This window comes from Photorhabdus caribbeanensis (assembly GCF_018448885.1).
Lineage (GTDB): Bacteria > Pseudomonadota > Gammaproteobacteria > Enterobacterales > Enterobacteriaceae > Photorhabdus > Photorhabdus caribbeanensis.
Map to the genome: position 1 here is coordinate 1,342 of NZ_RCWB01000030.1, position 15,377 is coordinate 16,718.

14 protein-coding genes are annotated in these 15,377 nt (G+C 38.7%); 3 read left to right on the forward strand and 11 right to left on the reverse strand.

Annotated features, from left to right (window positions below):
- The 3 genes from EAE90_RS17540 to EAE90_RS17550 all read right to left on the reverse strand — a co-directional run.
- Positions 1 to 705 (reverse strand): hypothetical protein (locus tag EAE90_RS17540; RefSeq protein WP_214054553.1); only part of this gene is annotated, 705 nt, incomplete at its 3' end.
- A 75-nt stretch (positions 706 to 780) separates the two neighbouring features.
- Positions 781 to 1,530, reverse strand: coding sequence for a hypothetical protein (locus EAE90_RS17545; RefSeq protein ID WP_214054554.1), 750 nt, complete (start codon positions 1,528 to 1,530; stop codon positions 781 to 783).
- Positions 1,527 to 3,455, reverse strand: coding sequence for a lipase family protein (locus EAE90_RS17550; RefSeq protein WP_214054555.1), 1,929 nt, complete (start codon positions 3,453 to 3,455; stop codon positions 1,527 to 1,529). Before EAE90_RS17550 ends, EAE90_RS17545 begins: the two co-directional genes overlap by 4 nt.
- Positions 3,456 to 4,833: 1,378 nt before the next feature.
- On the opposite strand from EAE90_RS17550, the gene EAE90_RS17555 reads away from it, so the two are divergent.
- On the forward strand, positions 4,834 to 5,211 hold the full coding sequence (locus tag EAE90_RS17555) for a LecA/PA-IL family lectin (RefSeq protein WP_214054556.1): 378 nt from the start codon (positions 4,834 to 4,836) through the stop codon (positions 5,209 to 5,211).
- 103 nt (positions 5,212 to 5,314) lie between these two features.
- Here the strand turns inward: EAE90_RS17555 and EAE90_RS23940 are convergent, their stop codons facing one another.
- The 5 genes from EAE90_RS23940 to EAE90_RS17575 all read right to left on the reverse strand — a co-directional run bounded on the left by EAE90_RS23940 (position 5,315) and on the right by EAE90_RS17575 (position 7,955).
- Complete coding sequence (locus EAE90_RS23940; protein ID WP_246550887.1) at positions 5,315 to 5,809, reverse strand: hypothetical protein; 495 nt, start codon at positions 5,807 to 5,809, stop codon at positions 5,315 to 5,317.
- Between the two features lie 62 nt (positions 5,810 to 5,871).
- Positions 5,872 to 6,132 carry a hypothetical protein gene (locus tag EAE90_RS23945; RefSeq protein ID WP_246550889.1) on the reverse strand — a complete coding sequence of 87 codons (261 nt, stop codon included), beginning with the start codon at positions 6,130 to 6,132 and terminating at the stop codon, positions 5,872 to 5,874.
- Positions 6,133 to 6,137: 5 nt separating this feature from the next.
- The gene (locus EAE90_RS17565; protein ID WP_214054557.1) at positions 6,138 to 6,356 is read right to left on the reverse strand and encodes a hypothetical protein; all 219 of its coding nucleotides are present in this window, start codon (positions 6,354 to 6,356) and stop codon (positions 6,138 to 6,140) included.
- 439 nt (positions 6,357 to 6,795) lie between these two features.
- A complete protein-coding gene (locus tag EAE90_RS17570) occupies positions 6,796 to 7,374 on the reverse strand; it encodes a YceI family protein (protein ID WP_214054558.1) in 579 nt (192 codons plus the stop codon).
- Positions 7,375 to 7,400: 26 nt separating this feature from the next.
- Positions 7,401 to 7,955 carry a cytochrome b gene (locus EAE90_RS17575; protein WP_214054559.1) on the reverse strand — a complete coding sequence of 185 codons (555 nt, stop codon included), beginning with the start codon at positions 7,953 to 7,955 and terminating at the stop codon, positions 7,401 to 7,403.
- Between the two features lie 539 nt (positions 7,956 to 8,494).
- Between EAE90_RS17575 and EAE90_RS17580 the strand changes: the two genes are divergently transcribed.
- Both EAE90_RS17580 and argS read left to right on the forward strand, forming a co-directional pair.
- Positions 8,495 to 9,232: a cyclase family protein gene (locus EAE90_RS17580; protein ID WP_214054560.1), complete on the forward strand. Its 738-nt coding sequence runs from the start codon at positions 8,495 to 8,497 to the stop codon at positions 9,230 to 9,232.
- Between the two features lie 231 nt (positions 9,233 to 9,463).
- Positions 9,464 to 11,194, forward strand: coding sequence for an arginine--tRNA ligase (gene argS / locus EAE90_RS17585; RefSeq protein WP_214054561.1), 1,731 nt, complete (start codon positions 9,464 to 9,466; stop codon positions 11,192 to 11,194).
- A 78-nt stretch (positions 11,195 to 11,272) separates the two neighbouring features.
- On the opposite strand, the gene EAE90_RS17590 is transcribed toward argS, so the two are convergent.
- The 3 genes from EAE90_RS17590 to murJ all read right to left on the reverse strand — a co-directional run bounded on the left by EAE90_RS17590 (position 11,273) and on the right by murJ (position 14,552).
- Positions 11,273 to 12,040 (reverse strand): thioesterase II family protein, encoded by a 768-nt coding sequence (locus EAE90_RS17590; protein WP_105398795.1) that lies wholly within the window; start codon positions 12,038 to 12,040, stop codon positions 11,273 to 11,275.
- Between the two features lie 315 nt (positions 12,041 to 12,355).
- Complete coding sequence (locus EAE90_RS24305) at positions 12,356 to 12,478, reverse strand: RNA-binding protein (RefSeq protein WP_258165895.1); 123 nt, start codon at positions 12,476 to 12,478, stop codon at positions 12,356 to 12,358.
- A 535-nt stretch (positions 12,479 to 13,013) separates the two neighbouring features.
- A complete protein-coding gene (gene murJ / locus EAE90_RS17595; protein ID WP_214054562.1) occupies positions 13,014 to 14,552 on the reverse strand; it encodes a murein biosynthesis integral membrane protein MurJ in 1,539 nt (512 codons plus the stop codon).
- Positions 14,553 to 15,377: the final 825 nt, after the last annotated feature.

Below are 15,377 nucleotides of genomic sequence, written 5' to 3' on the forward strand. Positions count from 1 at the left end.
GTGCCCACCGGGGTACTCAACCCATTCACCTTTCTTAGTTACTATAACCTTCGGCATTTTAGTTTCATCCAGCTTAGGTTTAAAGGTGATTTTCCATTCCGCTCCTGGCATTAATTTCAGTCGAAAAGGAAACGAATCTACATTGCCTTGTAAGGAAATACTGTTTGGATATCCTTCGACCATGTTCAAAACCGGGTAAATAACCGGGCTGAAATTTATCGTATTCAATGCACGGGTCTCAGAGGCTTCAGAATAATTTGTTCGCGCTGCATCGTTGATAAAAGCGACTAATCCTGTCCCAAAATAGGGTTCGGCACCTTTCATCAGATGACTAACATCGGTATAACCCACCGCCACAAATGCTCGATTAATTTTCCATTTACACCAGCCTCCACCACTAAAAGGTAATTTTGCCTGAAAATAACCAGTCTCTGGATCAGCCTTTACATCCAGGCTCAATCTGTTATAGGTTGGTACTTTATAAGGCGACATACCCGCATCAAACTGATATCTTAGGCAATCTTTTGAGATATACTCTGCCGACACATACGGTTTTGTATATTTTGGCATGACGCCTTCCACCGTAATCAATTGTTCTTTCCTGTCAGATGAAAAAGGAAATAACCAGTTAAAAAAGGTATCTCCAAATACCCAGTAAATAAAATAGAGAAATAATAATGACAGCGTTATTTTCAATATTTTCATACGGACATTTCCTTTTAATAACAGTATTCTCATGTTGGCCTTTAGACAAACTGGTAATATGACCTTAGTAGAGCGTTACTTTATGTAACGGGTATCTACCATTTGGGTATTTATTTCAATATGCCCACCGGGGTACTCAACCCATTCACCTTTCTTAGTTACTATAACCTTCGGCATTTTAGTTTCATCCAGCTTAGGTTTAAAGGTGATTTTCCATTCCGCTCCTGGCATTAATTTCAGTCGAAAAGGAAATAAATCCACTACCCCCTGTAAGGAAACTCTGTTTGGACGTCCCTCAACCATTTTCAAAACAGGGTAAATAACTGGGCTGAAATTTATCGTATTCAATGCACGAGTTTCAGAGGCTTCAGTATAATTTGTTCGTGCAGCGTCGTTAATAAAGGCAGCTAATCCCGGTCCCGAAGAAGGTACAGCATCTTTCACCAAGTGACTAACATCGGTATAACCCACCGCCACAAACGCTTGATTGATTTTCCATTTACACCATCCCCCGCCATTGAAAGGCAATTTCGCCTGAAAGTAACCAGTTTGTGGATCAGCTTTTACATCCAAATCCAATCCATAATAAGTCGGCACTTGATAAGGCGACATACCTGCATCAAACTGATATCTAAGGCAGTCTTTTGAGATATATTGCGCAGACACATACGGTTTTGTGTATTTCGGCACGACACCCTCCACCGTAATCAACTGTTTCTTCTCGTCAGGTGAAAAAGGAAAAAGCCCGTCAAAAAAGGTGTCGCCAAACGCCCAGTAAATAGAATAAAGAAATAATAAGAACAGCGTTATCTTCAATATTTTCATACGGACAGTTCCTGTTTATCACAGTAATGCTGTAAGGCCAGTTCTCCCTGTTCTTCCTGCTGGCTGACCATCAGTGATTTTATTAACTGCTTATCCATATCCAGAAAATAGAGATTTCGGTAGTAAACATTGTCAGGGATAAGCATCTTATAACTGTCCATTTTCGCCTTAAATTGACGCTGACTATCCTGATAGACCGTAATCTTATCCGGTTCGCATAACTCTCTGAGGCGCTTGTCAATATAACCCGCATATTTATACGAGCTATGATTAGAGAAACCGAATCCGCCTTTCAAATCAGCACTTCTGTTTTCAACAAACAGCTTGTCTTTTTCCTGTTGACTGAGCTGATTGAACAACGCATTCTGCCGCTCACCGGCCAGAGAAAAATCCTTTTCTGTTTCCTGATTTAACTCAGGAATTAAGTAGAGTTTTGTGGTGTTATCCAATATTTTTTCAGCAACACTGGTTATCAGGGAGATATTCCGGGCGGAAATCAGCCATTCCGGGCAACTGTTGGCTTGAAAAAAATGAACCACTTTACCATGATGAAGATAAATTTCTTTACTAGCTGTCGCCTGCTTAATTGCCTGAATAATCGGTGACGGTGACAACAATTTCATGATTTCCCAGTCATACCCCGCCGGCGCCCAATAATTAAAAAAAACATTATCCATATCCTGCTCAAATGGCACAGAAGGGATTACATCATCTTCATTAACATGACGATAGTGGATAATAGAAGATAATTCCTCTACCGCACTACGGGTTAATGTTCTTGGCATCCCGTAACTGTAGAGACAAGGATTGTGTTCTTTGAGTTGTGCGCTGTGCAATAATGCCAACGCTCCTCCCAAACTATGGCCACAAATAAATAATCGCTTGCTTGTAACCAAACTGGTGATATCTTGAAGCACTGTTTCAGTTTTAGCTTTAGTTTTATCACTGGGAACGATTAACCTTCCCCCCAGATTAAATGCCTCCCAAAACCCTTTATGCACTTTACCATGATGAATAAAATCACTGCACAGAGCTTTGTCATCATCGCAACTTAAAGCCAATGGCTGGAAGGTGGCATCAGTCAGGTAATTCTCCAGACTAGCCGTTCCCCGCCAACTAACAATCACATCTTTCTTACTGGCAACATAAAACAGTTTGGTATCACCCTGCTTGTTGTTCCCCTTTTGTGAATCAATAAACTCCACCCGGGTATAACGTTCACTAAACGGTACATCGTAAACTACAGGGGTAGCCGATGCCGTTTCCACCTGATAAGGCAGCTTCGAGACATCGACCATTTGCCGGTTAAAAAAGTGTAGTACAGAGCCTTCAATATCAACATCACCATCGGCATAGGCCAGCACGCTCATCAAACACTGGTTATAAGCATTAACAATGGAGTACTCTTTCTGATGATGTAGCAGTAAAACCCAAGCCCGAAAAGGGCATACTTCCAGTACATAACGTCGATTTAACGGATGAACCTGATAACCTTTTGGTTCTGAATTCGGGAAATGGTAGGGAGGTGGAATCTTTTTAGGATCATGCCAATCCTTAATCACTGGCAACCCATCACTAATCTGTCCGATAGTCACATAACGATATTGATGGCCTTCGGTTTCTGCTTTTGGTTTCACCACCGAAGCCTCTTCACCGCGTATTTCCCGCAATGGGCGCTGTTCCATTTCATCGGCCAACGATTGGGCGTGAATATACAATGTCACGGGATGAGCTGACAGCTCTTCTTCCCTGAGCACCCCAAAACCATCCGTCTTCCCTTTGCGCACATAATTCGGTAGTCCCTTGCTTATCAGGCTATAAGGCATATTGACCAAGGGTTTCCCCTGTTCATCCACCAACTGAAATTCCACCCAGTGTTTCAACAATCTACAATCTAAACATTCTCGCGGATCTAATGTACTCATCAGTGTTGTTTCCTTTACTCGCTATTACAATAACCGGTAAATTGACAAAACTTTGCGGCTTCCATATTCCGCCAGAAAATTAAACTGATTGATTTCTCCACCAAAAAAATAAGGCAGTAAAAATCCCATTACCATAGACAAAAAGCACCGCTTATGCCGTGAGTAATAATGCGTTGAATGATAGGAAGACAGAAATGTGTTCCCATCAATTAATCCCTTTGAATAAGGGAACAGGAGTTGAAATTTCCTTCATACTGTCCATATGATGGAACTGTAGGTTATAATTATTAAATCATCACAAAATAGCAAGAAAAAATTTCCATTTTTTTCATTTACAAAAAGTAACATTTGTAAGAAAGTGTTACAAATTCAATAGGAGTTGAGTTATCGTCAATCTTATAAAAGATAAATTTATAAAAATACCCTATTCCCAGACAAAGTAATTTTCGATATATAAAGCAGTCAGGTCTTAACTGACTTTTACTCAATGACTATAAAAAAACATCAAACATCCTAATTTTTAATTAAAAAAATATCTTTAATACTACTTATCATAACAACCAATAATATCATCTATTTAATCTTTTAATTAATCGATTGATTAAGAATTCAGTCTGCATTAAATACTGGAGATATTGGCTATCTTATCTAACCCATTATACTCCTGTGTTAACCGATTTTTTGTTAAACATAGAAATATCTTGATGATTAAATAGTCGTAAAAGTCATTCTATCGATTAATAAGATATTGATTTTGGATTATTTCACTTTCTCATTCATTCTCGTAGAGAGAAAACAGATAATCTGAGATGAGTTGCCATGTAGAATACAATTTACGTCGAAAGCACCGTCGGTTTTCAAGCAGGATTAAGAAACGAATAAAAAATAAACGCCAATGAATTCTCATTACCCTATTTCACGCACAAAAACCCGAATTAAGCGGCATAGAAACGAAAAAAACCAGCTCCATGCAAGAAACACTATCTACCAATAATTTACTGTAACCATTTTACATAATTTCCGCACGGAATAGGAATTAATAGCAATTCTGGTTTTCTAACATAATTATATTAGGAAATTAAAAATAGGAATCTTTCTGTTTTATCCTAACTATTCGTTATAATTATTAAAAATCAAAAATAACCATAAATTTATTATTCCAACATTAAATTAATATTCGATAAAAAAAGTAAAAAACAAAAATAACAATATTAAAATTAACCATCGATATAAAGATTTATTGTTATTGATACAAATCACAAACGCTAATTTTCTCATTGAAACCCAGCCATGAAGAAAATAAATTATATTTTAGTCAAATATGTCAGCATGTTTGGCAAAATTTAATTCTATAAAACATAATTTCGGAGGCAATACTATGGCTGATTGGTCAGGAAGTGTTCCAGCTAACGCTGAAAACGGTAAATCCACAGGACTTATTCTCAAACAAGGAGATATAATCTCTGTTGTTGCTCATGGATGGGTGAAATATGGCCGTGATAATGTTGAATGGGCAGCGCCTGATGGTCCTGTACCTAATAATCCACAACCGCCATCAATAGCCACACTCGTCGCTAAGATCGCCAACAAGAAGTTTACAATTGGCAACGGAGTACTTCATAAAACAGTTCCTGTAGATGGCGAACTAATACTTTTATTCAATGACGTACCGGGTACTTTTAGTGATAATTCAGGTGAATTTCAAGTCGAGGTCATAATAGAATCTCAGTATTCCCCGCTAAAGGAAATAAAATAAAAACTATATAAATACGTATTGCTAATATAATAAACAGTCCCATTGATATAATGCCAAGTGAAAAATCACATCATTTCACTTGGCAGACAAGAAAAAAGCCGCATTAAACAACAGCCTCATCATTATTATTACTGTTTCCTACAAATGGATGCTTACTATGTTTTTCTTCAAACGATATATAAATATCTACATCAAATAAAGAAAAAGATTCTATTTGGTCTATCGGTAATATATGCCGGAATTGATATACTGATAATGGTTCAGAGTTTAACGTTATACCTTTTCTACTATAAATATCCGTATAATCATGCTCGACCGTAAAAGATAAGCTGTCTTTATCACGGTATCCACTTATAAATGGTATAATCGATACCATTGCATCTGAATGGGTATGGAAATTGTAAAATTTCGCTTCATCAACCATCCCAACATACACCTTTCGAGATTTGAGAGTGACCATAACGAGAAGACCGAACTCCAAGGATTCTAGTAATAATTCATTTACAGAATCTTTTTTCGCATCATTCCTAATGGCTTTAATCCGGTACGTATAGTTTTCTGATCTGTTTTTAGCGATTGAGGCTTGGCTTATACTCATAAGAACCGTAGATATAACTACAATCCATGAAAAAAAGCTTGCTGTAGCGTATCTGAGTCCATTCAAATCTGTGGCAAATGTAAATGAGTGTATTTTGCACCAAAATATGCAGGTACATTCATAATGTACATTGCTAAATATAACAGAACATCAATAAATACAGCCATGACAAAGCCAGCGATCAGAAACCCCCCACCTTTTAAAGCTACTTGAAAGTAAGCATTCCACCCTTGCGCTTTTTGTAACTCAATTTTTGATGGTATGTCACTATCAATATATTTATAGCAACAGATCAAAACAAAGGTAATAAAAACAGGCCACATATTAGTTATTTTCTCTTTGATAACGCTTTTATATTATATTCAAAAGCCGCTATCACATCGCTATTCTTCCTGTTAATCATGACAGTACCGTCATTTCTGATCAACAACCTCTGAGAACAGTCTTCAGTAGCGGCACTTTCAGGTTTCATCAGTTTGGCAGTTTCCCTAATAATTTTATCAGGAGAAACATATGCCTTATCTATGAGTTTTGTAAATGATGACATAACCCCCTCTCCTTACTCTCTGTATTATTAATACATAATTTAATCATAACGACCAATAAACACTCAGTTTCTATACTAAGTTTACTTGCAAGTGATACTTGTATCAATCTGATAACATCATGTATGCACCAAGCAAAACACAATATTGATATACCCGTTATCTTCCAAGTTGCCTCTTTGTTGACTGCATTCGCTCACCCCGGTAACAGAGTTACCTATGCTCCCAGGGATTCACTCCCTTGCCGTCGCGATCCATCTTGAAATCCATAGGGTATATTTTTCTACCCAAGACCATATACAATCAATTGCATTAAAACTGTATATAACAACAGTATCACCTATGAGATCAACTGAAAAGAAGGTTTTGCCTATCAATAAAACAGGCCACGCAATGCGCAGCCGTTAATAAATGACACTACTGAGTTAAGTAATCAGCTTATTACTTTTCCCGAATGCCTTCGACAGAGATCAGTAATTCTGCTTCCTGTGATTTAGGCCCCAAATCTTTTTGGAAATTAAAATCTTTCAGTTTGATTTTACCGTAAGCGTCAAAACCTGCGCGGTAGCCGCCCCACGGATCTTTACCTTCACCCAGTAGTTCGGCATTTAGCACTACTGGCTTTGTCACACCATTTAAAGTCAGATCACCTGTAACAAGATATTTATTCCCCTCTTTTTTCACTGCTGTTGAAGTGAATTTTGCTTCAGGATATTTATCCGTATTAAAGAAATCTTTACCACGCAGATGCTTATCACGTTCAGCGTGGTTAGTATCCAAGCTGGCTATTTTGATCGTCACATCAACTTTATCCGCAGCCGGGTTTTTCTCATCAAATGTGAAAGAACCCTCAAAATCTTTAAATGTCCCATATAGCCAGCTGTACCCTAAATGCTGAATACGAAATTGAATAAAGGCGTGCTGACCTGGTATATCAATTTTATAATTGGCAGCTAATGCCGAACTTGCATTCAGTAACAGTGCGCCTGCTGTCAAGCCAAGTAATGTTTTCTTCAACATATTCTTCTCCATAATCGTCTTTTGTATTATTCAGGACGGAAACCTAGCATCCGCTTTAAGGTTGAATCACGGTCAATAAAATGGTGTTTTAATGCCGCAACCGCATGTAATAGCGATAAAATCACCACCGCCCAAGCAAGGTAAAGATGAATCATTCCAGCAATATCTGCCTGTTTGCCCTGACCAATTAATGTGGCCGGCACAGTAAACCAGTCAAAGACAGCAATTGACTGTCCATCAGCGGTCGAAATTAAATATCCACTAATCAAAATGCTAAACAGTAAGATATACAACAAAATATGCATTAAAACAGCACTGACTCTGATTAAGCGGCTATAACTGGCTAATGGCTTGGGTGGTGGAGAAACAAAACGCCAGATAACACGCACAACCATTACTATCAGCAGTATTATTCCAATGCTTTTATGAATTTCAGGCGCCTTGTGATACCACGTATCGTAATACCCCAATGTCACCATCCACAGCCCTAGCGCAAACATGCCGTACACAGCCAATGCAACCAACCAGTGTAGCAGGACAGATAAATGACCAAATTGGTTAGAAGTATTCTTCCAAAGCATAGTCGTTCCTTTTTAGATCAATGCTGATGAGCTTTTTGGGATTAATTAAATCATAAACGATATCAATTTCTTTTTTATTAAAAATTTCAACAAATAATTTGCAAAAGATTTTCAATTTTAATCAATAAAATTCGTTTAAAACAAAAAACATTAAATAACAATAAGATAGAAATAAATCACATTGGGAATAATGCCCAAAAAACATATAATATATATTTTTTTATTATATTTAATTTTGAATTTAACTAATGTAAAAATCAATTATCCTATTTTTTTATTTCTTTATAATTTTCCGTTTATAAGAAAAATAATCTGATGTGCTCGTACCTGAGGAGTCTAACGCAAACCTCAGTAGTCAGAAACGCCGAGTCCCGCCGCCTTTGAATCTATTATGCTTTTATGTCGTATGTTCATTATTGGAACAATAAAAGTGAATAAAACATGAGGAACATCACTATTTACGGTAAAAAATCTTACAGCATTAATCATGTAATAGTGGTAAAAATAACACCAATAAATTATCAAAAATGAGGTTTTTTATGTCAAATAGCATTTTACAAGCACTCACTTTATTGAAGTCAAAAAAATGGGTCGACTTGACGCATAGCTTCGATAAAGATTCTCCACATTTTTTTATGCTTAATTCAGCAGAGTTTAAAACACTGTTTGATTACAAAGATGGCTTTTTTGTTCAGCAATTTTCTTTTCCCGGCCAATATGGGACTCACATTGATGCTCCCTGCCACTTTGTTCCTAATGCCCGTTATGTTGATGAACTGGAATTAAAAGAATTGGTTTTACCTCTAATCGTGCTTGATCAATCAGAAAGAGCAAAACAGGACCCTAACTTTTCACTTTCTAAAGAAGATATTCTTAAGTTTGAAGAAGAATATGGCATTATTGAGGCAGGTACTTTCGTTGCGCTCCGAACTGATTGGAGTAAACGCTGGCCATCTCAGGAAAAAATGGATAATAAAGATGACTCGGGCAATAACCAAATACCTGGATGGGGGGTAGATGCCCTTAAATTTTTATTTGAGGAGCGTCATGTTAAAGCTATTGGGCATGAAACATTTGATACCGACTCCGCTAAAGATTTTAGAAAGAATAATGCCTTGTTGGGCGAAGATTATGTCTTAAAGCAAGATACTTATCAGATAGAGCTTTTGGCTAATTTGGACCAAGTACCTGTACGTGGCGCAGTCATTTTTAATATCGTGGCTAAACCTAAAAAAGCCTCTGGTTTTCCTGTTCGTTCATTTGCCATACTTCCATAACTACTGCTCCTTCCCTTATGCCGTATATTCGTTACGGCATGATAGCCACGATCATGATTTTTCGAGGAAATGCGTTTTTTATCTTCGTAACGTGGCGCAAAGCAACAGTAAAGTGGTATGTCATGTGTTGAATATGGTATAAAACCTGTCGTTTCTTCTTATGAATCATTTTGCAGAGGGTATTGTTTGCTACAATAATACCTATTCTCATTCGTCATTTAAGGTAACTAGGTGAATATTCAGGCGATTCTTTCAGAAAAAGTCAGCCAAGCGCTGATTTCAGCAGGCGCTCCAGCCGACAGCGAAGCTCACATCCGCCAATCCGCAAAAGCGCAATTTGGCGACTATCAGGCCAATGGAGTGATGGCCGCCGCGAAAAAAGTGGGTATGCCCCCCCGACAACTGGCAGAAAAAGTTGTTAACCTGCTAGATCTGCAAGGTATCGCCAGTAAAGTTGAAATCGCCGGCCCCGGCTTTATCAATATTTTCCTTGATAAAACGTGGATTGCAGCGAATATCGAAACTGCCCTGAAAGATGAGAAACTGGGCGTTACTCCAGCCGAATCACAAACTATTGTTGTCGATTATTCCGCCCCTAATGTCGCGAAACAGATGCACGTTGGTCATTTGCGCTCCACTATTATTGGCGATGCAGCCGTCCGTACACTGGAATTCCTCGGTCATAAGGTTATCCGCGCCAACCATGTGGGTGACTGGGGAACCCAATTTGGTATGCTGATTGCTTATCTGGAAAAAGTGCAAAATGAAAATGCCAGCGATATGGCATTGTCCGATCTGGAAGCTTTCTATCGCGAAGCGAAAAAGAATTACGATGAAGACGAAGAGTTTGCCATCCGCGCTCGTGGCTATGTGGTGAAGCTGCAAGGCGGTGATGAATATTGCCGTACCATGTGGCGCAAGCTAGTGGATATCACGATGGCCCAAAATCAACAAACCTATGATCGTCTGAATGTCACGCTGACTAAAGATTCTGTCATGGGTGAAAGTCTGTACAACGATCTACTGCCCGGTATTGTCGCTGATCTGAAACAGCAAGGATTAGCAGTGGAAAGCGATGGCGCAACCGTGGTTTACCTTGATGAGTATAAAAATAAAGAAGGTGAACCGATGGGCGTTATTATCCAAAAGAAAGATGGTGGTTATCTTTACACCACAACAGATATCGCCTGTGCGAAATACCGTTATGAAACTCTGCACGCTGACCGCGTTCTTTACTACATCGACTCCCGTCAACATCAGCATTTGATGCAAGCCTGGACCATCGTTCGTAAAGCTGGTTATGTGCCAGAATCCGTGTCACTGGAACACCATATGTTCGGCATGATGTTGGGTAAAGATGGCAAACCATTTAAAACTCGCGCCGGTGGTACGGTCAGATTGACCGATCTATTGGATGAAGCCATCGAACGCGCCAACACCCTTATCCGTGAAAAGAACCCGGATATGCCAGAAGATGAACTGAAAAAAGTGGTTGAAGCTGTAGGTATCGGCGCCGTGAAATATGCGGATCTCTCCAAGAGCCGCACCACAGATTACATCTTCGATTGGGATAATATGCTCGCTTTTGAAGGTAATACCGCACCTTATATGCAATATGCTTACACCCGTGTTGCCTCCATCTTCAAGCGTGCCGAAATTGATGAAAGCAGCCTGACATTGCCCGTTATCCTCAATGAGGAACGTGAACAAGCGTTAGCCACCCGCTTGTTACAATTTGAAGAGACCATCACCACCGTCGCCCGTGAAGGTACGCCACATGTGATGTGTGCCTACCTGTATGATCTAGCCGGTCTGTTCTCTGGCTTCTATGAACACTGTCAAATCCTCAATGCTGAAAGTGAAGAGTTGCGTCAAAGCCGCCTGAAACTGGCGCTCCTGACTGCGAAGACATTGAAGCAGGGTCTGAATACTTTAGGCATTGAGACGGTAGAACGGATGTAACAGGATAATCGCTGTTTTCTGAAAATTGGCGTGATCGGGCATATATATTTTGCCTTATCACGCCGGTTAGGCTTTGACCTATAACACAGCAGTACGTTCCCGCTTGGTGCTCAACTCAATTCTTGCATGGATGATATCTGCAACCACTTTTGGGATATGCTGGATAAAGAAGTGATCGGAATCCACAAGGTGAATATCAATCCCGCCACAAGTATAATTTTCCCACGCCAATATATCCTCTTTTGACATCGTTTTATCCTGTAGCCCATAAATCAAAATGAGTTCTGATACACTTTGCTTTGACAGCAAGTAACGTTTCATATGGTAATTGAGCGAGAAATCATTACGAATAACAGGAAAGAACACCGCCTTAAAATCTTCATCATTGATGATCTCATCATGTGTTCCACCGTATTTTACCAATAGCTCACTCAATTGAGTATCGGATAAATTAAACGGATCTTCTTTAAAACTGGTAATATGTGGCGCCGCTTCCGCAGAAATAAATACGTTTGCCGGAAACTGATTCTCATTATTTAATCGGTTAGCTAATTCATAAGCAAACAAGCCGCCGTTGCTGTGCCCAAATAAAGAGAATTGCTTACCATTAATCAGACGCTTCATTTCTTCATGTACTGCTTGCAAAATATTTTCCACATCTCGACTTAATGCTTCATCAAAACGGCTGCCGCTACCCGGTAATTGCAATGCATATACTACGATATTTTTTGCTAAACAGTTACTCAGGCTACGAAGAACTTCTGCTGAACCACCCGCATAAGGAAAACAAAATAAGATATGTTCCGTTTTATCTGATTGAATATGACTTAATTTTTCAAACCACATAAATTATTCCCTCCCAATTAAATCTGTCGAAATTAGCCGATTAATCTATACCCGTTATCTTTCAAGTTGCCTCTTTGCTGGCTGCACTCACCCCAGTAATATAGTTCTCTATGCTCCCAGGGATTCACTCCCTTGCCATCGCGATTCATCTTGAAATCCATAAGGCATATAACTCATGAATGACCGTCTGAACACTGAACAATGCTAATTATTTACTTTTAAGATAATTCAATGCTCACTTCCGCATTATTTACCTGCTTAATTGAATCTAACCAATCCGTCAATTTTTCTGACATAAATACAGCTCCTTCTCCCCTATTCATCGTCAAATAATAGCGCCTGTTTATTAATATTCATCTGCACCAGATCATGTTTTGCCAGATAATCAATAACTTCTCCATCAGACATAGTAGCCAGCAAACTGCTTAGTCCCAACATTTTTTATATTATTTGTCAAAAAATACGATCTAACACACATAATTAATTTTTCATTCATAAAGCGGGTTCAAAAAAAAATTAAATTGTAAATTTTAGCATATTAATAGTTTCAAACCGAAGAAATATAAACATTACAAAATAACTTGGCTAACAGATATAAATAATGAATAAATATAGCGGTAAATTTTAGAGAAAAATTAAATCATTAACTATAATAATCATAAAAAATTAAATAATAAATCAATATATTATTGACGCAAAAAACAATCTCCACCTGGCATTTAATGCTCTTTCTTAAAATAGGAATATATTATTTTTCCGATATAACATTTTATTCCTCCATAATATTTCATAATGTCATACAGAATTATTCAATTATGATGCAGATAAAAAAACGATTAAACTTCAATTAGCATCATTTAAACTTAATTCCTAGCCTGACGGGAAATTTAATATATTTATTAGCTGATATCCCAGTAATTTCAGAAAACTCAAGCACAGCTTGATTTCATAATAATTACCGGGATATCTCAATTTATTGAAAGCCGCGGTGAGAAAAATCTTTTAGCCGAAAACCCATCAGCACCAACGCAGCAAAATAGCTGCCTGCCCCGGCGATAACCACCACCATTAATCGCAACAGACGCATAGCCATATTCCCTTGCTCCCATGCTGGCATCAACCACAAAGTAACCGCCAATACGGCAATCATTACCGCAATTGCCACCACCAGTTTAGATAAGAACCCCCCCCAACCCGCTAACGGCTTAAAAATATTTTTCTTACGTAATTGCCAGTAAAGCAGACTGGCATTGAAACAAGATGCCAAACCGATAGAAAGCGCCAACCCGGCATGCTTTAGTGGACCAATAAAGGCAAGATTCATTAGCTGAGTCAGAATCAAAGTAGCAATCGCAATTTTCACCGGAGTTTTAATATCTTGACGAGAATAAAAACCCGGCGCCAACACCTTAACAATAATTAGCCCCATCAGTCCAAAACAGTAAGCAATTAATGCTTTTTGGGTCATTACTGCATCAAATGCCGTAAAATTACCGTATTGAAACAGGGAAACGATTAAAGGTTCTGCCAGCATACCTAAAGCAACAGCACAAGGCAGTGCTAACAAAAAACAGAGCCGCAGCCCCCAATCCATTAATTTGGTGTACTCCTCATGATTTCCACTGGTAAAACTTTTCGCCAGTGAAGGCAAAAGAATTGTCCCAAGCGCAACACCCAATACACCAGAAGGTAATTCCATTAAACGGTCAGCATAATACATCCAGGAGACAGAACCGGACACCAAAAATGAAGCGAAAATCGTATTAATAATTAATGAAATCTGGCTAACTGACACTCCGAGAAGTGCTGGCCCCATCTGCCGCATAACCCGCCATACGCCGCTATCACGGAAAGAAATACGCGGTAACACCAGCATGCCAATCTTTTTTAAATGAGGAAGCTGATATAAGAGCTGTAAAATCCCTCCCGCAACTACCGCCCACCCCAACGCCATCACCGGTGGATTACAATAAGGGGCGACAAACAACGCAAACACAATCATGCTGATATTAAGTAACGTCGGAGCGAAGGCAGGAACAGAAAATCGATTCCAGGTATTTAATATCGCGCCTGCCAATGAGGCCAGCGATATCAGAAAAATATAAGGGAAGGTAATTCTTAACAGATTTGTTGTCAGCGTAAATTTATCGACGGTATCGGTAAAACCTGGCGCAGTAACATAAATCACCCAAGGCGCGCTCAAAACCCCCAACACAGTAACAATGGCCAGAATTAACGTCAGCATACCGGAAACATAAGCAATAAACGTCCGGGTCGCTTCATCACCCTGTTGGTTCTTATATTCTGCCAAAATAGGCACAAACGCCTGAGAAAAGGCGCCTTCGGCAAAAATACGACGCAGTAAATTAGGCAGTTTAAATGCAACAAAAAAAGCGTCCGCTGCAACACCTGCCCCAAATATGCGGGCAATAATGGCATCCCGGATAAAGCCCAAAACCCGAGAAAACATGGTCATAGAGCTAACCGCAGCCAGCGATTTCAATAAATTCATCGTATTTATCTCAAAATCATGTTAGTTGATTTCCGAACTGCCGGTACGGCAGTGAACTGTTACATATTAACTTTAAGCTACTGACAGTTAAAGCATATACCCGTCATCTTTCAAGTTGCCTCTTTGTTGGCTGCACTCTCTCACCCCGGTAACATAGTTATCTATGCTCCCGGGGATTCGCTCCCTTGCCGCCGCGATGCATCTTGAAATCCATTGGGTATATATTGATAAAACAATAAAAAACCTTCTTAAAAAAATAAAATCCCTTTAGAGGAAATAAATTATTTTTGAATACCAAATCATGTACAGACTCAAATTATATGAATATTTATCTTCACTCACTCTTTATTTGTCTATTTCTTTCAATTCAATTGCCATTATCCAGAAAATATAAAATCTAAGTTGGCATTTATCAAATAATTATGAAACAGAACTTCAACACCGATTAAAAAAGCCAATCAGAATAACATCTATTTTTATGGAACCAAGAAACCATTAGAATTATTTTCATGATAATCAGTCAATAAATTACTTTATCACTCATTATAATTTCAAAAATAATAAGCTCTTAATTGCCATTTACTATAAGGAAAGGCAAAACAGAATTAAAAAGCCCTTTCAGAAAATGAGAGGGCTGATTGTCATATACTTAGCAGATTGTCCAACCGGACATTTTGGCTTACCCTAACGGTGTTACCTGTTTATTAGCATCTAATATCTTATTAGGGTCTACAGCTTTATTAGGGTCTACCATCAGAATAATTGTATTTGTTACCTGATTCTGAGATGACCCAGCATTGACTGCCTTCTGAGGCACTTCAGCGC

What these genes read in the sequence shown, in the direction of transcription:
- EAE90_RS17545 (WP_214054554.1), bottom strand. Translation starts at nt 1,530, where the DNA reads ATGAAAATATTGAAGATAACGCTGTTCTTATTATTTCTTTATTCTATT.
- EAE90_RS17550 (WP_214054555.1), bottom strand. Translation starts at nt 3,455, where the DNA reads ATGAGTACATTAGATCCGCGAGAATGTTTAGATTGTAGATTGTTGAAA.
- EAE90_RS17555 (WP_214054556.1), top strand. Translation starts at nt 4,834, where the DNA reads ATGGCTGATTGGTCAGGAAGTGTTCCAGCTAACGCTGAAAACGGTAAA.
- EAE90_RS23940 (WP_246550887.1), bottom strand. Translation starts at nt 5,809, where the DNA reads ATGAGTATAAGCCAAGCCTCAATCGCTAAAAACAGATCAGAAAACTAT.
- EAE90_RS23945 (WP_246550889.1), bottom strand. Translation starts at nt 6,132, where the DNA reads ATGTGGCCTGTTTTTATTACCTTTGTTTTGATCTGTTGCTATAAATAT.
- EAE90_RS17565 (WP_214054557.1), bottom strand. Translation starts at nt 6,356, where the DNA reads ATGTCATCATTTACAAAACTCATAGATAAGGCATATGTTTCTCCTGAT.
- EAE90_RS17570 (WP_214054558.1), bottom strand. Translation starts at nt 7,374, where the DNA reads ATGTTGAAGAAAACATTACTTGGCTTGACAGCAGGCGCACTGTTACTG.
- EAE90_RS17575 (WP_214054559.1), bottom strand. Translation starts at nt 7,955, where the DNA reads ATGCTTTGGAAGAATACTTCTAACCAATTTGGTCATTTATCTGTCCTG.
- EAE90_RS17580 (WP_214054560.1), top strand. Translation starts at nt 8,495, where the DNA reads ATGTCAAATAGCATTTTACAAGCACTCACTTTATTGAAGTCAAAAAAA.
- EAE90_RS17590 (WP_105398795.1), bottom strand. Translation starts at nt 12,040, where the DNA reads ATGTGGTTTGAAAAATTAAGTCATATTCAATCAGATAAAACGGAACAT.
- EAE90_RS24305 (WP_258165895.1), bottom strand. Translation starts at nt 12,478, where the DNA reads ATGTTGGGACTAAGCAGTTTGCTGGCTACTATGTCTGATGGAGAAGTT.
- murJ (WP_214054562.1), bottom strand. Translation starts at nt 14,552, where the DNA reads ATGAATTTATTGAAATCGCTGGCTGCGGTTAGCTCTATGACCATGTTT.